Origin of the sequence: Pseudomonas sp. 8BK (assembly GCF_902506475.1) — a bacterium.
GTDB classification, from domain to species: Bacteria; Pseudomonadota; Gammaproteobacteria; order Pseudomonadales; family Pseudomonadaceae; genus Aquipseudomonas; species Aquipseudomonas anguilliseptica.
This window is the reverse complement of sequence record NZ_LR733252.1, coordinates 3,720,041-3,741,697: the sequence shown is the minus strand read 5'-3', so window position 1 is coordinate 3,741,697 and position 21,657 is coordinate 3,720,041. Positions and strand designations below refer to the sequence as shown.

The 21,657-nt window shown below is 61.0% G+C and carries 21 protein-coding genes and 1 pseudogene; 13 read left to right on the top strand and 9 right to left on the bottom strand.

Translation table 11 applies throughout. The features are described 5' to 3' along the window. Positions 1 to 8 precede the first annotated feature (8 nt). Together ACIN8IBEIGE_RS17490 and plsB are read right to left on the bottom strand one after the other, a co-directional pair. Positions 9 to 224 (bottom strand): hypothetical protein, encoded by a 216-nt coding sequence (locus tag ACIN8IBEIGE_RS17490; protein WP_160015769.1) that lies wholly within the window; start codon positions 222 to 224, stop codon positions 9 to 11. A 20-nt stretch (positions 225 to 244) separates the two neighbouring features. After that, the gene (gene plsB, locus ACIN8IBEIGE_RS17485; RefSeq protein ID WP_160015768.1) at positions 245 to 2,728 is read right to left on the bottom strand and encodes a glycerol-3-phosphate 1-O-acyltransferase PlsB; all 2,484 of its coding nucleotides are present in this window, start codon (positions 2,726 to 2,728) and stop codon (positions 245 to 247) included. Between the two features lie 249 nt (positions 2,729 to 2,977). Here plsB and ACIN8IBEIGE_RS17480 point away from each other — a divergent pair, with 249 nt between their 5' ends. From ACIN8IBEIGE_RS17480 to ACIN8IBEIGE_RS17445, 8 genes are all read left to right on the top strand, one after another. Then, positions 2,978 to 3,274: a hypothetical protein gene (locus ACIN8IBEIGE_RS17480; RefSeq protein WP_090375470.1), complete on the top strand. Its 297-nt coding sequence runs from the start codon at positions 2,978 to 2,980 to the stop codon at positions 3,272 to 3,274. A gap of 20 nt (positions 3,275 to 3,294) precedes the next feature. Next, the gene (locus tag ACIN8IBEIGE_RS17475) at positions 3,295 to 4,137 is read left to right on the top strand and encodes a DUF692 domain-containing protein (protein ID WP_160015767.1); all 843 of its coding nucleotides are present in this window, start codon (positions 3,295 to 3,297) and stop codon (positions 4,135 to 4,137) included. Further along, positions 4,134 to 4,841 carry a DUF2063 domain-containing protein gene (locus ACIN8IBEIGE_RS17470; RefSeq protein WP_160015766.1) on the top strand — a complete coding sequence of 236 codons (708 nt, stop codon included), beginning with the start codon at positions 4,134 to 4,136 and terminating at the stop codon, positions 4,839 to 4,841. The genes ACIN8IBEIGE_RS17475 and ACIN8IBEIGE_RS17470 overlap by 4 nt, the downstream gene beginning before the upstream one ends. A 45-nt stretch (positions 4,842 to 4,886) precedes the next feature. Continuing rightward, a complete protein-coding gene (locus ACIN8IBEIGE_RS17465) occupies positions 4,887 to 5,486 on the top strand; it encodes a DoxX family protein (protein ID WP_160015765.1) in 600 nt (199 codons plus the stop codon). Positions 5,487 to 5,714: 228 nt separating this feature from the next. Next, on the top strand, positions 5,715 to 7,049 hold the full coding sequence (locus ACIN8IBEIGE_RS17460; protein ID WP_160015764.1) for an OprO/OprP family phosphate-selective porin: 1,335 nt from the start codon (positions 5,715 to 5,717) through the stop codon (positions 7,047 to 7,049). An 85-nt stretch (positions 7,050 to 7,134) separates the two neighbouring features. Then, positions 7,135 to 8,052, top strand: coding sequence for a ParB/Srx family N-terminal domain-containing protein (locus ACIN8IBEIGE_RS17455; RefSeq protein WP_160015763.1), 918 nt, complete (start codon positions 7,135 to 7,137; stop codon positions 8,050 to 8,052). An 82-nt stretch (positions 8,053 to 8,134) separates the two neighbouring features. Further along, positions 8,135 to 9,256, top strand: a complete 1,122-nt coding sequence (locus tag ACIN8IBEIGE_RS17450) for a GNAT family N-acetyltransferase (RefSeq protein ID WP_160015762.1) — start codon at positions 8,135 to 8,137, stop codon at positions 9,254 to 9,256. A gap of 72 nt (positions 9,257 to 9,328) precedes the next feature. After that, complete coding sequence (locus ACIN8IBEIGE_RS17445; RefSeq protein WP_218579710.1) at positions 9,329 to 10,069, top strand: MgtC/SapB family protein; 741 nt, start codon at positions 9,329 to 9,331, stop codon at positions 10,067 to 10,069. A 158-nt stretch (positions 10,070 to 10,227) separates the two neighbouring features. Here ACIN8IBEIGE_RS17445 and ACIN8IBEIGE_RS17440 read toward each other — a convergent pair whose 3' ends face one another. From ACIN8IBEIGE_RS17440 to ACIN8IBEIGE_RS17425, 4 genes are all read right to left on the bottom strand, one after another. After that, positions 10,228 to 12,060: an ABC transporter ATP-binding protein gene (locus ACIN8IBEIGE_RS17440; RefSeq protein WP_160015761.1), complete on the bottom strand. Its 1,833-nt coding sequence runs from the start codon at positions 12,058 to 12,060 to the stop codon at positions 10,228 to 10,230. Between the two features lie 123 nt (positions 12,061 to 12,183). Further along, positions 12,184 to 12,738, bottom strand: a complete 555-nt coding sequence (locus ACIN8IBEIGE_RS17435; RefSeq protein WP_160015760.1) for a peptidylprolyl isomerase — start codon at positions 12,736 to 12,738, stop codon at positions 12,184 to 12,186. Positions 12,739 to 12,749: 11 nt separating this feature from the next. Beyond that, a complete protein-coding gene (locus ACIN8IBEIGE_RS17430; RefSeq protein WP_160015759.1) occupies positions 12,750 to 13,562 on the bottom strand; it encodes an alpha/beta fold hydrolase in 813 nt (270 codons plus the stop codon). A gap of 30 nt (positions 13,563 to 13,592) precedes the next feature. Further along, on the bottom strand, positions 13,593 to 14,519 hold the full coding sequence (locus ACIN8IBEIGE_RS17425) for a LysR family transcriptional regulator (protein ID WP_160015758.1): 927 nt from the start codon (positions 14,517 to 14,519) through the stop codon (positions 13,593 to 13,595). Positions 14,520 to 14,596: 77 nt separating this feature from the next. Between ACIN8IBEIGE_RS17425 and ACIN8IBEIGE_RS17420 the strand changes: the two genes are divergently transcribed. The 3 genes from ACIN8IBEIGE_RS17420 to rarD all read left to right on the top strand — a co-directional run bounded on the left by ACIN8IBEIGE_RS17420 (position 14,597) and on the right by rarD (position 16,991). Further along, on the top strand, positions 14,597 to 14,911 hold the full coding sequence (locus tag ACIN8IBEIGE_RS17420; protein WP_160015757.1) for a 3-phosphoglycerate kinase: 315 nt from the start codon (positions 14,597 to 14,599) through the stop codon (positions 14,909 to 14,911). 383 nt (positions 14,912 to 15,294) lie between these two features. Continuing rightward, positions 15,295 to 15,894, top strand: coding sequence for an FMN-dependent NADH-azoreductase (locus tag ACIN8IBEIGE_RS17415; RefSeq protein ID WP_160015756.1), 600 nt, complete (start codon positions 15,295 to 15,297; stop codon positions 15,892 to 15,894). A gap of 200 nt (positions 15,895 to 16,094) precedes the next feature. After that, positions 16,095 to 16,991: an EamA family transporter RarD gene (gene rarD, locus ACIN8IBEIGE_RS17410; RefSeq protein ID WP_160016421.1), complete on the top strand. Its 897-nt coding sequence runs from the start codon at positions 16,095 to 16,097 to the stop codon at positions 16,989 to 16,991. Between the two features lie 159 nt (positions 16,992 to 17,150). Here the strand turns inward: rarD and ACIN8IBEIGE_RS17405 are convergent, their stop codons facing one another. Both ACIN8IBEIGE_RS17405 and ACIN8IBEIGE_RS17400 read right to left on the bottom strand, forming a co-directional pair. Then, positions 17,151 to 17,555, bottom strand: coding sequence for an anti-virulence regulator CigR family protein (locus ACIN8IBEIGE_RS17405; RefSeq protein ID WP_160015755.1), 405 nt, complete (start codon positions 17,553 to 17,555; stop codon positions 17,151 to 17,153). Between the two features lie 59 nt (positions 17,556 to 17,614). Further along, positions 17,615 to 18,298, bottom strand: a complete 684-nt coding sequence (locus ACIN8IBEIGE_RS17400) for a 7-cyano-7-deazaguanine/7-aminomethyl-7-deazaguanine transporter (protein ID WP_160015754.1) — start codon at positions 18,296 to 18,298, stop codon at positions 17,615 to 17,617. 252 nt (positions 18,299 to 18,550) lie between these two features. Here ACIN8IBEIGE_RS17400 and ACIN8IBEIGE_RS17395 point away from each other — a divergent pair, with 252 nt between their 5' ends. Both ACIN8IBEIGE_RS17395 and ACIN8IBEIGE_RS17390 read left to right on the top strand, forming a co-directional pair. Then, positions 18,551 to 19,900, top strand: coding sequence for a DEAD/DEAH box helicase (locus tag ACIN8IBEIGE_RS17395; RefSeq protein WP_160015753.1), 1,350 nt, complete (start codon positions 18,551 to 18,553; stop codon positions 19,898 to 19,900). Between the two features lie 256 nt (positions 19,901 to 20,156). Continuing rightward, positions 20,157 to 20,426: pseudogene (locus ACIN8IBEIGE_RS17390) on the top strand (DUF1294 domain-containing protein); the annotation flags it as partial. Positions 20,427 to 20,461: 35 nt separating this feature from the next. Here the strand turns inward: ACIN8IBEIGE_RS17390 and ACIN8IBEIGE_RS17385 are convergent. Next, positions 20,462 to 21,442 carry a zinc-dependent alcohol dehydrogenase family protein gene (locus tag ACIN8IBEIGE_RS17385; RefSeq protein ID WP_160015752.1) on the bottom strand — a complete coding sequence of 327 codons (981 nt, stop codon included), beginning with the start codon at positions 21,440 to 21,442 and terminating at the stop codon, positions 20,462 to 20,464. Positions 21,443 to 21,657 lie beyond the last annotated feature (215 nt).

Here is a 21,657-nt window from a genome sequence, read left to right as displayed (position 1 = left end):
CGATGGCGCTAGCGGCTCAGACGTTGCAACTCACGCCGCACCATCTGCGCATAAGCTGCCGGTGTGAGGGCATACAGCTCTGCTGCTACCCAACTCAACCAAGCTCCACCCCGTTCAGTCTTAGCGGCCAGCAGGCGCTGAGCTTCAGCTTCGGCGCGAGCCTGGTTGGCTTGGTGAAACGCCGCACGGGAGGGACGTGCGGCGTTATCGTCGGTTTCGCTCATAACGCTGCGGCCAGGCCGGTTTACACCGGCTCGGCGACATCCTCGTTGCGATCCATGGCCACCTGGCGGATCGACAGGCGAATCTCCGCCGGCAGTACGCGCTTGGCCGCGCCTTCGGCCAGCTCGCTGAGCAGCGGGTGGTGGCTGAGCTTGCCGGCTTCGTCCTGACGCAGCACGCCATGCTCCAGCAGGCTCTGGATAAAGTGGCGGAACAGGCTCTTGTCGAAGAACTCCGGGGCGTTGAGGCCATGCAGGATCGACAGGCGCTGGGCCATCACGGTGCAGAGGTCTTCCAGTTCCTCGGCGCTGATGGCGTTCTGCCCGGCATTCAGCAGCAGGGCAGTGGCCATGTAGAAGCGCTGCAGGGTCTGCACGATGGCGCGGGCCAGCAGTGTGAGCAGGACAAATTCGCGCGAGCTGGGCGCCGGGCGCACGTACATATCGCCATCGAGCTTGAGCAGGCCCTGTTCAACGAAGGCGGCCAGCCACTGATCGACCACACCGTCCAGCTCATCCAGGTTCCAGCGGATAAACAGTTCGGCTTGCAGGTAGGGGTAGAGCGCGCGGGTAAAGCGCAGGATCTGCTCGCGGCTCATCCGCGCGCTGCTCTGGAAGAAGCTCGCCAGCAGCGCCGGCAGGGCGAAGATATGCAGCACGTTGTTGCGGTAGTAGGTCATCAGAACGGCGTTCTGCTCGTCCAGATAGAGAATCTTGCCGAGGGCGTCCTTCTGTTCGGCGAGTAGGTCCATCTTCTGCACGTATTCGATCAGCGCCTGGCCGTTGCCGTCCGGCAGGGTGGTGTGCGGCGAGTAGGGCACGCTGCGCAGCAGGGCCAGATAGAGGTCGAGCACCCGCGACAGGGCGCGTTCGTCCAGGGCCAGCTTGCTGGTGGAGAGCAGCGCCAGGGCCACCAGGTTGACCGGGTTGATCGCCGCCGCCTCGTTGAGGTGCTGGGCTACGCGGTCGCCGAGGTTGTTGGTGGCTTCATTGAGCCAGGCCGGGCGGTATTGGGTGCCGTAATCCTGCTCGCGCCAGTCGGGCTGCTCGCTGTCGAGGAATTCCGCCAGCTTGATCGGCTCACCGAAGTTGACCCAGACATGGCCAAAGCGCTGCTTGAGCGCGCCGATGACCTTGAAGATGTCGAAGATCGATTCCTTCTTCTTGCTCGCGCCGCGCAGCTCGCCCAGGTAGGTGCGGCCTTCCAGCACGCGCTCGTAGCCGATGTACACCGGCACGAACACCACCGGTAGGCGGTTGCTGCGCAGGAAGCTGCGCATGGTGATGGCCAGCATGCCGGTTTTCGGTTGCAGCATGCGCCCGGTGCGCGAGCGCCCGCCCTCGACGAAGTACTCGACCGGGAAGCCCTTGCTGAACAGGGTGTGCAGGTATTCGTTGAACACGGCGGTATAGAGCGGGTTGCCCTTGAAGGTGCGGCGCATAAAGAACGCGCCACCACGGCGCAGCAGGCCGCCGATCACCGGCATATTCAGGTTGATGCCGGCGGCGATATGCGGCGGCGTCAGGCCATTGCGGAACAGCAGGTAGGAGAGCAGCAGGTAGTCGATATGGCTGCGGTGGCAGGGCACATAGATCACCTCATGGCCCTGGGCGACTTCCTGCACGCCTTCGATATGGTTGACCTTGATGCCGTCGTAGATCTTGTTCCAAAACCAGCTCAGCACCAGTTCGAGGAAGCGAATAGCAGTGTAGGTGTAGTCCGAGGCGATCTCGTTGCCATAGCGCAATGCCTGGCTTTCGGCCTTCTCCAGGCTGATGTTCTCGCGTTCGGCTTCTTCTATGATCGCCTGACGCACCTGCGGGCCATGCACCAGGCCCTTGACCAGGTTACGCCGGTGCGACACATCCGGGCCGATGACCGCGGCCTTCTGGTTGCGGAAGTGCACGCGCAGGATGCGCTGAACCATGCGCAGGGTGCGCTCGTGGCCTTTGTCCTGCTCGACCAGCTCACGCAGATGAATCGGCGTGGAGAATTGCACGCGGGTCTTGCGGCCCAGGATCAGAATGCTCACCAGCCGGCGCAGTCGCCCGGTGACCGCCCAGCTGTCGGCGAACAGCAGCTTCCACGGGCTGGTTTCACGGTCTGGCGACTGGCCCCAGAACACGCTGACCGGAATGATCTGCGCATCGTCCACCGCATGCTGGCTCAATGCGCTGACCAGGCGTTGCAGGGTCGGCGAGATGCCGCGTTTGTCCTGCCGGCCGAGCCAGTCGGGCTCAGGCGTCAGGTAGAAGAAGGCGGCAGGCTCCAGCAGCTCACCCACGGCCACCGGCAGCACCGGGCGCGGCAGGCCGGCCTTGCGGCACTCCGTATCGACCACCGCCAGGTCACTCAGCGACGGTTGCTGCAGTACGTAGAACACCGGCTTGCTGCGGTCGAGCTTGAGGGTAAAGGCGGACTGGTTGATGGTTTCCGAGCGCACCCAGAGGTACAGCACGCGGCGCAGGGTGCCAAAAACGAGACGGCGGAGCGGAGATCGGGTCATACGGAGTCTGCAGGCTTGAAAACGAGCATTTGCTCGGGGGGGCGTAGTGTGCCGGATCAGTTGGCCGGCGGCAAAAATCTTCGCGTGGTTAACAACGTATATCGGCATACGGACTGCAACGTCTTCGAGCGTGGGCTGCAGCTGTCCATAAAATATTTTCCATGAGGTGTAACAGTTGCTAATCGACTCCGTCTATTGGGCCGAGGTAGCCAATCGGCTACCACTGTTAACGATTATTGGAGCGTTGTCATGAACCATCTGAACACTGTTGTTGCATCCCTGGGCGCGGTACTGCTGAGCAGCGCTGCATTGAGCGTGCAGGCTGCGAGCAACCCGTTTGCCGCGCAGGAACTGAGCAGCGGCTACAGCCTGGCTGCGGTTGAGAAAACCGCCGAAGGCAGCTGCGGTGAAGGCAAATGCGGTGGCGAAATGAAGAAAGCCGAAGGCGAAGGCAAGTGTGGCGAGGGTAAATGCGGTGGCGAAGCCAAGGCTGATGGCGAAGGTAAGTGCGGTGAAGGCAAGTGCGGCGCTGACAAAGCCGAATAACTGAGAATCAGGGGCAGGATATGCAGGTAGATTTCGTTAACGGTGCCGGGCTGGGTTTGCGTCGCGGCCTGCTTGGCGCGCTGCAGGACTGCAGCGCAGGCGAGGTGGATTTCCTCGAAGTGGCACCGGAGAACTGGATCGGCGTGGGCGGGCGCCTGGGCAAGCAGTTGCGTGCCCTGAGCGAGCGCCTGCCGCTGCTCTGCCATGGCCTGTCCCTCAATCTTGGTGGCTTTGCGCCGCTGGATATCGAACTGCTCAAGGCCATCAAGGGCTTTCTCGACCTGCATGCGGTGCGCGGTTACAGCGAGCATCTGTCGGCCTGCGCTGACCATGGCCAGTTATATGACCTGATGCCGCTGCCGTTTTCCGAGGAATCGGTGCTGCGCATTGCCGAGCGGGTGCGCATCGTGCAGGACGTGCTGGAGCGGCCGTTGATCATCGAGAATGTGTCGGCTTATGCACAGCTGCCGGGCGAGCTGGATGAAGCGGCGTTTGTCTGCGCGGTGTTGGAGCGAGCTGACTGCCAGCTGTTGCTGGACGTGAACAACGTCTTCGTCAACAGCATCAATTTCAACTTCGATGCGCCGGCGTATATCGCCAGCCTACCCAGCGAGCGCATCGCCTATCTGCATGTGGCCGGGCATTACGATGAGGCCAGTGATCTGAAAATCGACACCCACGGTGCACCGGTGATCGACCCGGTCTGGGCCTTGCTTGCGCAGGCCTACGCCGTGCATGGCGTGCGCCCGACCCTGCTGGAGCGCGATTTCAACTTCCCGCCGATTGCCGTGTTGTACGCCGAGGTGGCGCAGATTCGTCAGCTGCAAACTGCAGCGGCTCCTGTGCGGAGTTACGGCACATGAGCGGCGTTGACGCACAACGCGCGTTTGCCGCGCGTATTCGCCAACCGGGAGAGCCGCCGCTGCTTGAGGGCGTTACGGCCGAGCGGATGGCGATCTACGAAGCGTTGTTCTTCAACAATATCGAAGGCTTTATCAGTGGCGCCTTTCCGGTGCTGCACCGGCTGATCGAGACCAGTCGTTGGCAGCGCTTGTTGCGCAGCTTTATTGCCGAGCATCAGGCGCGCACGCCGTATTTCTTGCAGATCAGCCAGGAGTTTATCGCCTGGTTGCAGCAGGGCTATGTCGCCGAGGCTGGCGATCCGCCGTTTATCCTCGAACTGGCGCATTACGAATGGGTTGAGCTGGCGCTGGATGTCAGCGAGGCTGAGCTGCCTGCGCAGGGCTGGTCGCCACTGGCCTGGCCGCTGGCATATCAGTGGCCGGTGCAGCGCATTGGTGCTGATTTTCAACCTGCCACGCCGCCTGGTGAGCCAACCTGCCTGTTGGTCTGGCGAGATGTGCAGGACAAGGTGCGCTTTATGCAACTCAGCCCCTTTGCCTATCAGTTGGCGGCGCGCCTGCAAGCAGGAGCAGAAGCCAATTCGGCCCTGTACGACCTGGCTCAGAGCCAGGGCTTAGCCGCGGACAAACACTACTTCAGCAATGCCCAGAGCCTGCTGGCGGACTGGCAGCGCCAAGGTATCTGGCAACCCCCAAGCGATTAATTAACTGACCCCGGCACCGACAGTGCCGACCTGTGGAGATATCCCATGCTGAGCTTTTTCAATCGTCTCCAGGATGCTCTGGATGCTACCCGTCGCCTGGATTTTCTCGGGCCGTTATTGCTGCGTCTGTACCTGGTGCCCGTGTTCTGGATGGCCGGCATGCACAAGCTGGCGGACATCGACGCCACCGCCGCCTGGTTCGGCAATCCGGATTGGGGCCTGGGCCTGCCATTCCCCGAGCTGCTGGCCTGGGCGGCGGCGCTGACCGAGGCGGGCGGGGCGCTGCTGCTGCTGTTTGGCCTGGCGGTGCGCTGGGTCAGTATTCCGTTGATTGTCACCATGCTGGTGGCGATCTTCGCCGTACACCTGCCCTACGGTTGGCAGGCGATTGCCGATGCCAGCGCGCCGTTTGCCAATGAACGGGTCATGGACTCGGTGGAGAAAATTGCGCGGGCCCGTGAGCTGCTCAAGGAGCATGGCAATTACGACTGGCTGACCAGCAGCGGCAAGCTGGTGGTGCTGAACAACGGCATCGAGTTTGCCGCCACCTACCTGGTAATGCTGGTGGCGCTGTTTTTCAGCGGCGCCGGGCGTTGGCTAAGCCTGGATTACTGGCTGGGCAAGGCATTACGCAAACAATCTTGAGTTAAACCTGGCCCGCCGCTGCAAGGGCGTGCGGGCCGTTGGCAAAGGCCGGTCTAGAGCAGTTCTCACTGCTTATAGGCAAAGGAAGTAAAAAGTTCCTCTGTAATCAAATATTTATATATCAGCAACTGCCGTGAAATATCCCGCCGCCAAGATTCCCTCCAGCACGAACGAGCCCCAGCGCTCGGGTGTTTTCAACACTTAAAAGTCCATTTAGAGGAATCTTCGATGATCCGTAAGCACAGCTTTCGTGGAGTAATGGCCGGCTTCGCTACCAGCGCTCTGGCCCTGGCCGTTTCCGCCCAGGCTTTCGCCGGTACCGTCACCACTGACGGCGCCGATCTCGTGATCAAGACCAAGGGTGGCCTGGAAGTCGCCACCACCGACAAAGAATTCAGCTTCAAACTGGGCGGTAAGCTGCAGTGGGATGCCACCAACTTTGATGGCCTGCAGGCAGCCGATCAGAACAACCCGTTCGATGACACCTTCAACACCTACATCCGTCGCGGTGAAATCAGCCTGGAAGGTGTTGCTTACAAGGATTGGGGTTGGGGCGTGCGCCTGTCCTATGACGGCTTTGAAAACGGCACCGATGTTGACCGTGCCTATATCACCTACAGCGGTTTTGATGTTGTCGATGTAACCGTGGGCCGTTTTGGTGTGGACTACGGTCTGGAAGGCACCACCAGTTCGTCCTGGATCACGGCCATCGAGCGTCCATTTATGTACGACTTCCTGCATGGTGATGAAGACGCGCAGTTCGGTGTGAACGTCAAACACTCTGGCGACAACTACGGTCTGATGGCTCAGGTTGCTACTTACGATGTAAGCGACAACAACAACAACTACGAGTCCGATGATAACGACGAGCTGTTCGGCTACACCCTGCGTGCTCACTGGGCGCCCTACCTGAACGGCACTGACGTTGTTCACTTGGCTGCCAACTACCACGACAGCAGCTCGGACGATGACCGCGCTCGTGCCCGTACTCGCCTGGGTATTCGCAGCGACGACGATCTGCGTCTGACCTTTGCAGATGTAGCTGTCGCGGATAAAGACAGTGAGTGGTTGCTGGAGTCCGGTGTTCAGTTCGGTGGCCTGCGTGGTCAGGCTGAATACTTCCAGCGCAGCATTAGCGGTGAGACTGCAGGCGGGTTGGATTCCGATTCCGACATGAGCGGTTACACCGCGCAGGTTTCCTACATGTTCGGCGCAGCCCGTGGCTACAAAGGCAGCGATGGCAAGTGGGACAAGCCGACAGATATGAAGGGCACCTGGGAAGTCTTCGCTCGCTATGAAAGCACCGAGATTGACTCCGATGCGACCGCCATTCCTGGCAACCTGGGCCTGGCCGGTATCGTGGCTGCGGATGCCGGCGATGAGTTCGAAGCCAGCGCCGTGGTGGTGGGTGTCAACTACTTCGCCACTCCAGCTGTACGTATGAGCCTGAACTACGTTGACTACGAAGTCGACAACGTCAACACCACTGCTGTTGCTGGCGGCGACAACAAGAATGTTGATGACGGTAAAGCCATCATCGGCCGTCTGCAGTACGTGTTCTAAGTAACACCGCTTAACTGCTGCTCCTATCTTTAAGCCCCGCCTAGTGCGGGGCTTTTTTTCGCAATTTTTATCTGGGGAAGGACCGATGCGCGTCTGTGCTGTGTTGTTACTGATGGTGGGTTTGAGCGCTGCGGCCGTGGCTGAGGATTACCGCGCGGCCAAGCCTGGCGAGTTGTTGCAGGTACGTCTTGAGCAGTTGCACCCGACCCAGGCGGTGGTGGGGTATGACCAGATCTATTACAAGCTCGGGCGTTTTGCCAAAGAGCCGAACAAGCTCTTCGATGAGTACTGCGAGGCCAATGGTCAGGGCGAAAGCAGCAAGGTGCCAAAGGCCGCCAACCTGCATCAGCCGGACAGCTTTAGCTGTCAGGGCGCAGTGGCTTCACGCAGCAGTGAAATGAAAACCGTGGTGGTCGGCCCTGAAGGCCGGCTGTATCTGACCGATGGACACCACACCTTTACCACGCTGTGGGAGCAGCCCGAAGGTGGCGCCAAGCTGCCGATGTGGGTCAAGGTCACCGACAACTTCAGCGACAGCGCGGATCTGGTCAGTTTCTGGCAGCGCATGCAGGTTGCACGCAAGGTCTGGCTCAAGGATGGCCAAGGTCAGGTGATTATCCCGGAGCAGATTCCAGCGCAACTTGGCCTGGGCAGCCTGGCAGATGATCCCTACCGCGCGTTGGTGTATTTCACCCGTGAGGTGGCCTATGACAAACCCCGTTCGGGCGAAGTGGCCCCGGAGTTTCTTGAGTTTTACTGGGGCAACTGGCTGCGTGGTCAGCTCGATCTAAGTGACTACGATCTGCACGACAAGGGTGACTACCGCAATGCGATTGCTGCCGCGGCCAAGCTGATGGTCGCCCTGAAGGCCAACAGCACAGTGGGTGACAGCGGCTTCACGGCGGCTGAGCTGGGCGGCTATTCCTCTGTCGACCGTAAGGAAATGGGCAAGATGGCCAGCAAGAAGCTGCCGTATATGGTTGCCTACAAGGCCATGCGCTGAAACTGCCATGGCGCGTCAGGCAAGGTGTCTGGCGCTGGGCTTGGCGCTATAGTGCAGCCTTGCCCGAATCGCCGAGCTGTCGATGTTGCCTACCTGCCTTAACTCCATTCATGAAATTGCCGCCAGTCAGTGGGATGCGCTGCTGACTGATGCGCAGCCTTTCTTGCGCCACGCCTTTCTCTCGGCACTGGAAGACAGCGGCAGTGTGGGCGGGCGCAGTGGCTGGCAGCCGGCTCATACAGTTCTACTCGGCGAACAAGGCCAACTGCTGGCGGCCATGCCGGGCTATGTGAAAAGCCATTCCTATGGCGAGTACGTGTTCGATCATGGCTGGGCGGATGCCTGCCACCGTGCTGGCATCGACTACTACCCCAAGCTGCTCGGTGCGATTCCCTTCTCGCCTGTGACGGGCCAGCGTGTGCTGGGCGCACCGCAGGCGGCCGGGCAATTGCTTGATCAGCTAAGCGCCAGCCTGGAGCAGGAGGGGCTATCGAGCCTGCATATCAACTTCACCACCGAGGCCGAAAACACCCTGCTGCAGGATCGTGATGGCTGGTTGCAACGTCTGGGTTGTCAGTTTCACTGGCGCAATCGCGGCTACCGGGATTTTCAGGATTTTCTCGATGCACTTAGCTCACGCAAGCGCAAACAGATGCGCAAGGAGCGTGAGCAGGTGGCGGGGCAGGGCATCGCGTTTGACTGGCGTGAGGGCCACCAGCTCAGTGATCTGGAGTGGGATTTCGTCTACCTGTGTTACGCCAACACCTACCGTGTGCGCGGCCAGTCACCCTATCTGACGCGCGCTTTCTTCAGCCTGTTGGCCGAGCGCATGCCGGAGATGATCCGCGTGGTGCTCGCCCATCAGGCCGGTAGACCAGTGGCCATGGCCTTTAGCCTGGTCGGCGGCGACAGCCTGTATGGCCGCTACTGGGGTTGTCTGGCGGAGTTTGACCGGTTGCATTTCGAAACCTGTTTCTACCAAGGCATGGACTTTGCCATCGCCAATGGCCTGCAACGCTTCGACGCCGGCGCCCAGGGCGAGCACAAACTGATTCGCGGCTTTGAGCCGGTCATTACCTACTCCTGGCACTACCTCTGTCATCCCGGCCTGCGTGCGGCCGTGGCGAACTTTCTCGCCGAAGAACAGCACGGCGTGTGTGGCTACGCCGAACAGGCACGCGAGCTGCTGCCGTACCGCCAATAGCGTGCCCGCTCGCGCAGTTTAGCGGGGCGGCAACTACGCTCAGAGCATGTTCGCTGCTGTGCGAGGTGTGTTGTGAGTACATTTGCCCTGGTCGATCAGTTCTGGCTGCTGCCGGGCGTGGCGGTCAATCTTACCCTGTTTCTGAATATGCTCGGCGCGCTGCTGCTTGGCCTGCTGGTCGGTTATGAGCGCTCCTACCATGGCCGCGCGGCGGGCATGCGTACCTATGGCATGGTCTGTATGGCCTCCTGTGCGCTGACGGTGTTGTGCGTGTACCCGCAGCACTGGCTGGGCGATCACTCACTCTCCAGTGTCGACCCGACACGGGTGATTCAGGGGGTGGTCACCGGCATCGGTTTTCTTGGCGCCGGGCTGATCATGAAGGACGGCATGAGCATCAGCGGCCTGACCACGGCGGCGTCGATCTGGGCGTCTTCGGCGATTGGCGTGCTGGTGGGCGTCGGCTTCTATGGCGCGGCGGTGCTGCTTAGCCTGATTTCTGCCGGGCTGATGATGTGGGGCGCAAAGCTGGAGGCGCGGCTGCCATCGCGTCCGGCGCTGGCCATTGTGCTGCGTTTCGCCCCCGGATTTGTCCGCCCGCATGAGGCGCGTTTGCGGGAGATCGCCCGCGAGCGTGGCTATGTGATTGCCGGCGGCTCGTTCACCGTGAGTTTTGAGCAGGGCCAGCTGGAGTGGCGCTTTGTCGCCGTGGCGGTGGACGGGCAGAAGAGTGCGCGGATCAGCGATATGGCCGATGAGCTGGCCAGACTGGAAGGCGTGGCGAAGTTTCAGATGGCCCATGCGCGCAACTGAGCTTCGCCAATCCGTTCTTAAAGCCTATTCACGATCTCGCGAGCTAGAGTCCTGCAAGGCAAAAACAGGCGAGGAAGCGGAGTGTACTTTTGTACATGAGCATTCCGAGCCTGTTTTTAACGCCGCAGGGGCGACGCGAAGCAGATCGTGAACAGGTTTTAACCGACGCCGACAAAACCTCCGGTCTGATGCTGCCAAAGCCGCGCATAGAGGCCACCGGCGGCGATCAGCTCACTGTGGCTGCCGGTTTCGACGATGCGCCCTTGGTCGATCACCACCAGGCGGTCCATGCGTGCAATGGTCGACAGGCGATGGGCGATGGCGATCACCGTTTTGCCCTGCATCAGGGTATCCAGGCTTTCCTGAATGGCCGCTTCGATTTCCGAATCCAGCGCCGAGGTGGCTTCGTCCAGCACCAGAATCGGTGCGTCCTTGAGCAGCACGCGGGCGATGGCGATGCGCTGGCGCTGGCCGCCGGAGAGTTTGACCCCGCGTTCGCCAATCTGCGCGTCGAATCCATGGCCGCCCATGCCGTCGTCCAGTAGCGGGATAAAGCTGTCGGCGCGGGCCTTGCGTACGGCGTCGAGCAGCTCGTCTTCACTGGCCTCGGGTTTGCCGTAGAGCAGGTTGTCGCGGATCGATCGGTGCAGCAACGAGGTGTCCTGGGTGACCATGCCGATCTGCGCGCGCAGGCTTTCCTGGGCCACCTCGGCGATGTTCTGACCGTCGATCAGGATCTGCCCGCTCTCAAGGTCGTAGAGGCGTAGCAGCAGATTTGCCAGGGTTGATTTGCCCGCGCCGGAAGGGCCGATCAGGCCGATTTTTTCGCCGGGTGCCACGGCCAGGCTGAGGCCAGCGATCACCCCGTTGCGCTTACCGTAGTGAAAATGGATGTTGTCGAACTGCACGGCGCCCTGGCTGACTTGCAGGGGGTTGGCCGCGGTCTGGTCGAGCACCTGGCGCGGCTGGACAATGGTTTTCATGCCGTCCTGCACGGTGCCGACGTTTTCGAAGATGCCGTTGACCACCCACATGATCCATTCGGCCATGCCGTTGATGCGAATCACCAGGCCCAGCGCCAGAGCGATGTCGCCGGTGCTGATCAGTTGCTGATCCCACAGCCACAGCGCCAGCGCGCCGGTGCCGACGATCAGCATGCCGTTAAGGCAGGTGATCAGGAAATCCAGGGTGGTGATGATGCGCGACTGCAAACGCACCTTGCCGAGCAGTTCTTGTATAGCTTCGCGGGCGTAGTGTTCCTCGACCTGGGTGTGGGCGAACAGCTTGAGGGTGGTGACGTTGCTGTAGCCGTCGACCACCCGCCCCATGACTTTCGAGCGCGCCGCCGAGGCCGCCGCAGAGCGCTGCTTGATGCGCGGTACGAAGTACCAGAGCGCCGCGCAGTAACTGACTATCCACAGCAGCAGCGGGGCAATCAGGCGCAGGTCGGCGGCGGCAAACAGGTACAGCGCGCTGGCGGCGTACACCAGCACATGCCAGAGCGCATCGACCACCTGCATCGCTGAATCACGCAGCGAGGGACCCGTCTGCATGATGCGTTGGGCGATGCGCCCGGCGAAATCGTTCTGGAAGAAGCTCAGGCTCTGCTTGAGTACATAACGGTGGTTCTGCCAGCGGATCAGGTTGGTCAGACCTGGGTTTATGGTCTGATGCGTCAGCAGGTTGTGCAGGCCGAACACCAGCGGACGGATGACCAGCGCCACCAGCAGCATCCACAGCAGCGTGTGTTGGTGCTGCTCGAAGAACTCGCCACTTGAGGTGGTCTGCGTCATATCGATCAGCTGACCGAGGAAGCTGAACAGCGCGACTTCGATCAAGGCCGCAACAAAACCGACTACCAGCACGGCGATCATCAACGGCCAGACCTGGCGCAAATAGTAGGCATAAAACGCCAGCATACCGGCCGGTGGCTCGACATCCGGGCTGGCTTTAAAGACATCGATCAGGTGTTCGAAGCGGCGGAACAGCATGTCAGGCATCCTGCCTAGATCAGGGAATAGCGCCCGATTCTAACGAGTTTGCCGGGGTGGGTGTTGCGGCAGAAAAAGAGGGTAAAGCGCGCGGGGTGAGCAGGCCCACCCCGCGAGGTGCAATCAGAGACGCTTGGCTTCGGTGATCAGCACCGGCTCACGCGGCACGTTCTGATGACCGCCACGGTTGGCGGTCGGCACCTGGGCAATCTTGTCGACCACGTCCATGCCCTTCACCACCTTACCGAATACGGCGTAACCGAAGTCACGCGAGCCGTGGTCGAGGAAGGCGTTGTCCTTGTGGTTGATAAAGAACTGGCTGGTGGCGGAGTCGCGTACCTGGGTACGAGCCATGGCCAGGGTGCCGCGCACGTTGTGCAGACCGTTGTCGGCTTCGTTCTTGATCGGCGCCTGGGTGTCCTTCTGCTGCATGTCGGCATCGAAGCCGCCGCCCTGCACCATAAAGCCTGGAATCACCCGGTGGAACTGGGTGCCGGCGTAGTAGCCGCTGTCGACGTAGGCGAGGAAGTTGGCGGTGCTGATCGGCGCTTTTTCGGCATTCAGCTCGATCTCGATGTCGCCAAGGCTGGTAGTCAGCAGCACTTTCGGGTTTTCTGCGGCCAGCAGGTTGCCGGCAAACAGGATGGAGCAGGCGGCGAGGGTGAGGGTCTTGAACATGCGGGTAGTCCTTATTGTTGCTTGGCAGTGGGAGCGGCCTGTTCGACTTCGGCAAGGAAGGCTAGCAGGCTACTGTTGAATTGTTCGGGTTGATCCAGCGGTGTGGCGTGACGCGAATCTTCGATCACCAGCAGGCGTGCGTTGGGCAGTTCATCGACATACGCCTGCTTCTGCGCCACCGGGGTGTAATCGCGGTCGGCCGTGACCACCAGGGTCGGACAGCCGATCCGGCTCAGGCGTTCCCGTACCCCCCAGCCGATAATCGCATCCAGGCTGGCAAGGTAAGCACGCTTGTCGTTCTGCGGCCAGCGTTGCAGGATTTTCTGTCGCAGCTCTTCCTGCTCCGGTTTGGGGAACAGCAGTTTGCCCAGGGCCTTGGCAATGGTATCGAGGCTGAGCAGGCGCGACAGGCTCCAGCGTTTGGCGATCTCGATATAGTCGCGCGGGCTTTTCGCCTTCACTTCCGGGCCACTGTTGACGATGCACAGGCTTCTCAGCAATTCGGGGCGATCCACGCCCAGTTGGAAGCCGATCATGCCCCCCATGGATATGCCCACCAGATGCACCTGTGGCAGTTGCAGGTGCTCGATCAGCGCCGCCACATCCTCGGCAAAACCCTGGATGCTGTAACGCTCGCGGGGTTTGTCCGAGCGGCCGTGGCCGCGCACATCGAGGGCAATTACCCGGTAGTGACGAGCCAGTTCGGGGATCTGGTATTCCCAGTCACGAGTACTCGAACCGAGGCCGTGGACCAGCAGCACGGGCGCGCCGTGACCGTATTCCTCGTAGTGCAGCTGGCAGTCGTCGTTATCAAAAAATGACATCTACAGGTTCCTCTCAGGCCCATGTTCTTCTCAGGCGTTGGGCAGGGGCGCAGCAAAGGCTGCATTCAAAGGGGCGGCATCGAAGCGCTGGATCAGCTCGACGAGAATCTGCGTGGCCGGGCCCAGGGGCTTGTCTTTGTTTGAATAGAGGAAGAACAGCGGGTTGCGGCTGCCACCTTGATCTAGCGGCAGGGGCTTGAGCAGGCCGTCCTTGAGCTCGCGTTCGATCAGGTGGCGCGGCAACCAGGCAAAGCCCAGACCGTTGCTGACAAAGGTGGCAGCGGTGGCCAGGCTGCCGACCGTCCAGCGCTGTTCGGCGCCGAGCCAGCCAACGTCGCGCGGCTGCTGACGCCCGGAATCGCGGATCACCACCTGCATCTGGGCTTCCAGGTCCTGGAAGGTTACGACCCGCTGCAGGCGGTGCAGCGGGTGATCGGGGTGGGCCACGGCGACAAACTCCACCGTGCTCATTTCCGCACCGAGAAAACCGGGAATGTTCAGCGCGCTGATGGCGAGGTCAGCCATGCCATCCTTGAGCACTTCTTCCACGCCGGACAGCACTTCCTCGCGCAGACGTACCCGACAGCCACGGCTTTGCGGCATAAAGGCGGTCAGCGCGCGCACCAGGCGGGCATTGGGGTAGGCAGCATCGACCACCAGGCGCACTTCGGCCTCCCAGCCCTGTTCCATATGGTGGGCCAGGTCCTCCAGTTGACTGGCCTGTTTGACCAGTTGCCGCGAGCGGCGCAGTAGCACGTCACCGGCTTCGGTGAGCACCGCCTTGCGTCCATCGATACGCAGCAGCGGTACGCCCAGCTGCTCCTGCATACGCGCCACGGTGTAGCTGACAGAGGATTGTGAGCGGTGCAGCACCTCGGCGGCCTGAGCAAAGCCGCCATGGTCGACCACTGCCTGCAGGGTGCGCCATTGGTCGAGGGTTACGCGGGGAGCTTTCATAATCGATTCCCGTACTTAGGGTGCAAATACCCACTCAATCAACCTAAACTGGCCGTCTTTTGCCGGAGACTGCCCTGATGAAAAAGCTCTGTTGCGCACTGCTGGCCTGCCTGCCGCTGACTGTAATGGCCTACCCGATCGAGGTGGAGAAACAGCTCAATGGCGCTGAAGTCTCGGCCACCACCCAGGAAATCGACCACAACATGGGCGGCTTGCAGCTGTACAACTATGGCCGCAGCGATGCCAAGTGCACGGCGGTATTTCGCAACGGCCCAGAAGCGCCGCGCAGCCGCAAGGTCAGCCTGGCTGCCGGTGAAAGCAACAGCCTGGCGGTGAAGTTCAGCCGCAGCATTATCAAGCTGCGGGTCAAACTGACCTGCGAGCTGTCTTAAACTTTCCAGCCTGCTGCGTTAGAAACAGGCTCGGCAAGCCGCTTGCGGCTAACACGCTTTAGCGCGGCCCGAAGGGCGAGTGAAACGAGTAATGCTCATGTACAAAAGTACACTCCGCTTGATTCGCTGCGCTCACCCTGCGGGCCAGCCGTTGGCTGTTACTCCGCTGCGCTACGTTTCTCGCCTGTTTCTGCCTTGCATGGTTCTAGCTCGCGAGGCTTTTGATAGGTGCTAGCCACACGACTGCTCAGAGACTAAGCGCGGGTTGGCTATAAATCAAATTATTAGATGGTTTTGCGCAGTTGTTTGCGCTTTTTAATCGGATTTCGCGCTCCTATTCTTTGCCCATCGATGTTCAACAACCCTTCGATGGAGCAGACAAGATGGCAAACGTCCTGGTAATTGAAAGCAGCGCCCGTCAGCAAGGTTCGGTTTCTCGTCAGCTGACAGCACAATTTATTGCCGACTGGTCGGCTGCCAACCCGGCCGACCAAATCAAGGTGCGTGACCTCGCGGTTGATCAGGTGCCGCATCTCGACGCCAACCTGCTGGGCGGCTGGATGACCCCGGTCGGGCAGCAGAGTGAAGCCGAGCAGGCTGCGCTGGCGCTGTCCAACCTGCTGACCGACGAGCTGCTGGCCGCCGATGTGCTGGTGCTGGCCGCGCCCATGTACAACTTCGCCATCCCCAGCACCCTGAAGGCCTGGCTCGACCATGTGCTGCGTGCGGGTGTGACCTTCAAATACAGCGAAACCGGCCCGCAAGGCCTGCTCAGTGGCAAGCGCGCCTTTGTCCTGACCGCCCGCGGCGGCATCTACGCCGGCGGTACCCAGGATCATCAGGAACCCTACCTGCGTCAGGCGCTGGCCTTTGTCGGCATTCACGATGTCAGCTTTATCCACGCCGAAGGCCTCAACCTGGGCGGCGAGTTTCTCGAGAAAGGCCTGAACCAGGCCAAGGCGCAACTGGCCCAGGCCATCTGATTCTCCCACCGCATCCTGCTCTCCTGGTGTCCGGTGCTCCTGGACGTCTCTGCCCGCTCTGCTGATGCAGTGCGGGCTTTTTTATGCGCTGCATTTTTTCGCTGTACGGCTGTTTAAGTACCTGGCTGTGTCGCTTTGTGGCTGTGGTCTTAACTACAAGCCAGGCAAGATGTCGGGGTTTGATTGAGCAGGGTGATGTGATGCAGCTGTCTGGGCGCGGTGTGGCGCTGTCGATTATTGCCTCGGTGTTGTTTGCCGTGGTGCCCGGCTATGTGCGGCTGTTGGCACCGCTCGATGGTTTGCAGGTATTTGCCCAGCGGGTGCTCTGGTCGATGCCGGCCGTGTTGCTGCTGATTACCCTGTCGCGGCAATGGCCGGTGCTGCTCGCCGCCTGCGCTCGTGTGCGGCGTGAGCCGTTACTGTTGGCCAGCTTGCCGCTGGCAGCGCTGCTGATGGGTATTCAGTGGGCGCTGTTTGTCTGGGCGCCACTGGCCGGGCGCATGCTGGAAGTGTCGCTGGGCTACTTCCTGCTGCCGTTGGCGATGGTGCTGGCCGGACGGGTGTTCTATGGCGAGCGACTGCGGCCGTTGCAGCGCCTGGCAGTGTTCTGCGCCTTGCTCGGCGTGACCCATGAGTTGTGGCTGACCCAGGCGTTTTCCTGGGTGGTGATGGTCACGGTGTTGGGTTATCCGCCGTACTTCATGCTGCGCCGCTGGATGCGCCTGGATGCCTTGTCTGGTTTTGCCTTCGAGATGCTGTTTATGGCACCGGTGGCGATCTGGCTGGTGCTGCAATGGAGCCCGCCGCAGCTGTTTGCCCAGGCGCCGCAGCTGTGGTGGCTGCTGCCGGGGCTGGCGGTCATCAGCTCGCTGGCGTTTGCCGCGATGATGGCCGCCAGTCGCCTGCTGCCAATGGGCCTGTTCGGCATTCTCAGTTATGTCGAGCCGGTGCTGCTGTTTCTGGTGGCGCTGCTGTTTCTCGGCGAACAGTTCAACAGCGCGCAATGGCTGACCTATCTGCCGATCTGGCTGGCGGTGCTGCTGGTCGGCTGGGACAGTGCGCGGCTGTTGATCAAGCAGGCGCGGCAAGGTTTATAGCAAGACATCCGCCAGGCTTTCCGGTAGGAGCTGACTGCGAGAGAACATCGCAATACCGTCCCCAACAGATAGGGCGCAAGGCCGATCCCCCGCTTGTCGAGCCGGCCAGCGAGCCGCCCGCCCGAGGGACGCAGAGAGGGAAAAGTTTTCTGACGAGCTTCAGTCCAGCACGTTCTGCAGAATCTCGTAGATCAGTCCCGTAGCCAGGGTGACGAGCACCACGTCGGTGCCGACTTGCTGCCATTCGTAGCCTTCGTAGCGCGGCAGTTGGCCGAGCAGGCGATTGTCGAAGCGCTTGGCAATGCCTGGTGGCAGCGGCTTACCGCGCGCCAGGTTCTTGCGGATGCCCGGCGGCAGAGATTGGGCTGGGCCGATCAGGTCGCGATTGTCACCAAGAATGATGCGCACTCGGCCGATATCGATGCTCGGGCCGCGCAGATCAACCTGTATACCGCCATCGTCACCGTGCTTGTCATGCTTGTCGTGTTTTGGGGCGGCGCTGGCACTGTTCAAGGCAACTGCCAGGGCCAAGCTGGTGACGGTTAGCAACAAGGAACGGTACATGGCGGTACTCCATTAGAGGGAGGGTTAAACAACTCGCGCAGCTATTGGCTGCGCGCTCTTCAGTGTGGCCCAGAATTGGCCGGTGTGGCGGGTGGAGTACTGTCATCGCGTCCAGCCAATATGCGCAGAATGGCGTTGAGCAACATGCCGTAGAGCGGCACGAACAGCAGCAGGCTGACGACCAGTTTGACCCCGTAATCGACCGTGGCGATTTCCACCCAGTGCTCGGCCATAAACGGGTTGCTGCTGTTCCAGAATGCCACCGAGAAGAACGCGTAGGTATCCAGCAGGTTGCCAAGGACGGTCGAGGCTGTTGGCGCTACCCACCATAGCGACAGCTGGCGCAGGCGGTCGAATACTTGAATATCGAGGAACTGCCCGAGCACATAGGCCAGGAAGCTGGCGATGGAAATGCGCAGGACGAACTCGTTGAACTCCAGCAAGGCGCCGAAGCCGCGAAAGCTTGCTTCCTGAAACAGCACCGAAACGATGTAGGAAATCAGTAGCGCCGGCAGCATTACCCGGGCAATCACCCGGCGCGCCGCCTGTTTGCCGAGCAGGCGTACGGTCAGGTCGGTGGCCAGGAAGATAAACGGGAAGCTGAATGCGCCCCAGGTGGTGTGCCAGCCGAGCAGGGTGATCGGCAGCTGCACCAGGTAGTTACTGGCGATGATGATCAGGATATGAAACAGCACCAGTGCAATAAGCGCATTGCGTAGGCGCTGAGGGGCGGTAATAAGCATGACGGGACCTTTTTGCTGGATGGGGTTAGGGAACCCATGCCACCCGGAATTGAATGGCGGCGCGCATTCTACCGGCGCGACGCCGCGCTTGCGTAGTGGCCTGACAGGAGGCCGCAATCTGCACCGTTTCAGCGTCCTGTTGCAGGGCGCCAACTAGGCTACAGGCGCCGTTGGCCAGGCCGTTCGGGCTTTTAGCCGGCAGAACCGGTAATCTATGCCGCTGTATTGCTGATTTTTTGTCGAGGTATACCCGTGTTTTCCCAATTCGCCCTGCATGAACGCCTGCTCAAAGCCGTGGCCGAGCTTAACTTTGTCGAGCCCACCCCGGTGCAGATGGCGGCCATTCCGCTGGCGCTGCAAGGAAAAGACTTGCGGGTTATTGCGCAAACCGGCAGCGGCAAGACCGCAGCCTTTGTGCTGCCAATGCTCAATCGTTTGCTCGGCGATGGTGCTTCTCAGCCACGCATGAGCGTTCGCGCGATGATCCTGCTGCCGACCCGTGAGCTGGCCCAGCAGACCCTGAAAGAAGTCGAGCGTTTTGCCCAGTTCACCTTCCTCAAGGGCGGGCTGATCACCGGTGGGGAAGACTTCAAGGTGCAGGCCGCCATGCTGCGCAAGGTCGACATCCTGATCGGCACGCCAGGCCGGCTGATCGAACATGCCAACGCCGGCAACCTGCTGCTTGATGAAGTCGAAGTGCTGGTGCTCGATGAAGCAGACCGCATGCTCGACATGGGCTTTGCCGAGGACGTGCAACGCCTGGGTGAACTGTGCAATGCCGAGCGCCAGACCTTGCTGTTCTCCGCCACCAGTGGCGGCGCCGCTCTGCGTGAAGTGGTCGGCAAGGTGCTGAAAGAGCCTGAGCACCTGCAGCTCAACCGCGTCAGCCAGCTCAACGAAGGCACGCGCCAGCAGATCATCACCGCTGACCATAACCACCATAAAGAGCGTCTGGTCGAGTGGTTGCTGAAGAACGAGACCTACGATAAGGCGATCATCTTCACCAATACCCGCGTTCAGGCCGACCGCCTGTACGGCAAGTTGGTTGCCCACGACTTCAAGACCTTTGTGTTGCACGGTGAGAAGGACCAGAAGGATCGCAAGCTGGCCATCGACCGTCTCAAGCAAGGCGCGGTGAAGATTCTGGTGGCCACTGATGTGGCGGCCCGTGGCCTGGATGTCGATGGCCTGGACCTGGTGATCAACTTCGATATGCCGCGCTCTGGCGACGAATATGTACACCGTATCGGTCGTACCGGCCGTGCTGGCGCCGAAGGTCTGGCGATCTCGCTGATCTGCCACAACGACTGGGCGCTGATGTCGAGTATCGAGCGCTACCTTAAGCAGCGTTTCGAGCGCCGCAATATCAAGGATCTCAAAGGCATCTACCAGGGCCCGAAAAACCTCAAGGCGTCCGGTAAAGCGGTTGGCCCGAAGAAGAAAAAGATCGACCCGAAAACCGGCAAGAAGCTCGCCACGAAAAAGCCTGCCGCCAAGGCGCCGAAGCGCAACACCATCAACCGGCCGAAACCTGATGCGTCGGTATTGGTCAGCCAGGATGGCCTGGCCCCGCTGAAGCGCCGTACACCAGCTGCCGAGTAACGTCGTGGGCCGTTGGGTCTGCTGGGTTGTTGCGTGGTTAATCGTCGCGCAGGCCCAGAGCGCGGTGCACAAATGCGTGCAGCCTGACGGTGTGCTGCTCTACAGCGATCAGCCCTGCAGCATCGCCCATAGCAATCTGGCCTTGAGTGTCAGCAATTACGCCAACTACCCGCCGCTGCTGCAGGGTGTGGCGCAGCTCTGGCACGAACGGATTCAGCCGCTGCTGGTCGGGGTCGATGTTCTGTCTGTGCTAGCGCTGGCTTACGGGCTGATGAGCCTGATCTGCTTTATCGCCTACTACCGCGACAAACAGTTCGCCATCAAGGGCCAGCAGCGCACGCCCGAGGCGCGCCTGCATCTGTATGAGTTGTTGGGCGGCTGGCCCGGCGGGTTGCTGGCGCAGCGGCTGATTCGGCACAAGAACCGCAAGCTGAGTTATCAGCTGCTGTTCTGGTTGATCGTCCTGCTGCATCTGTCTCTGGTGGGGCTGGTGCTATGGCTGAGCAATACATCTGCAGGCGGCTGAAGACGGCGGGCTCTCCACCGTCTGCCGCTTAATCCTTACTTCGGTACGATCAAGATCTTGCCGTCGCGCTCGCCACTGGCGGCGGCCGCCACGGCCTGCTTGATCTCGCTGACGTCATAGGTGGCTGCGACCCGAGTATGTAGCTTGCCGCTGGCGATCAGCTGCACCAGCTCGCCAAACACCTTCATCTGCTCGGCCTGGCTGGCGTTCTGGAACCATTTGGCCAACCAGAAGCCGCGCAGGCTGACATCGCGAAACACAAAGGACGCTGGCGATACCTGACACGGCTGGCGGCTCATCATGCCGTAGTTAACCAGCACACCGCCTTCGCACAGGCTGGCGGCCAGGTGGTCGGTAGACTCGCCGCCTACGGCATCGATACCCAGGCGCACGTTTGCACCGCCAGTGGCTGCGCGCACTCGCTTGGCAAGGTCCGGGCCATCGACCAGTACCACGTCACCGCCTTCTGCCTCAACGCCGGCCACTGCTGACTCACGGCGTACCACGTTGATGGTTTTGAAGCCGCGCAGCTTGGCCAGCTGGATCAGGTAGCTGCCGACGCCGGAGTTGGCGGCGTTCTGGATCACCCAATCGCCGGGCTTGAGGTCGACGAATTGACTGAGCATCAGAGAGGCGGTCGGCGGGTTGACCGTGAGCATGGCCAGTTGCTGCGGATCGGCTTCCGGCAGGGGAATCAGTTTATTGGCTGGCGCATTCAAATGGCTGACCCAGGTGCCGCAGCCCACCGGCAACAGCACCATCTGGCCGATCTTCACGTTGCTGACTTCGGCGCCCAGCGCTTCCACCCGGCCAACCCCTTCGTTACCGCCAATCGCTGGCAACGGCGGCAGCATGCCGTATTCGCCGGTCAGGGTAAGCACATCGGATGGGTTGATCGGCGCAGCCAGTACCTTGATACGCACTTGGCCGGCGCCAGGCTCAGGTAGCTGCAGCGCAACGGCGGCAATTACTTCCTGAGGAGCGGGCCCGCGGGTTTGATACTCGGCTTTAAGCATGGGAATTCTCCGGTAGAGGCTGAACAGAGTGGCTGAAGTCTAGACCGGAGTGGCCAAGGTGCGACGAATCCTCTGTTATCGATCCGGGTGATGGGCAGCGACCGAGTAAACCGGGTGATTGCTAGTTTTACTGGTCTTGCATCTCACCTCCGCCTGGTTCCGGCTCCTGAAGCGCTGGTCGTCACCTGCGCAAGCGTTTTCCAACAGGTCAGAGG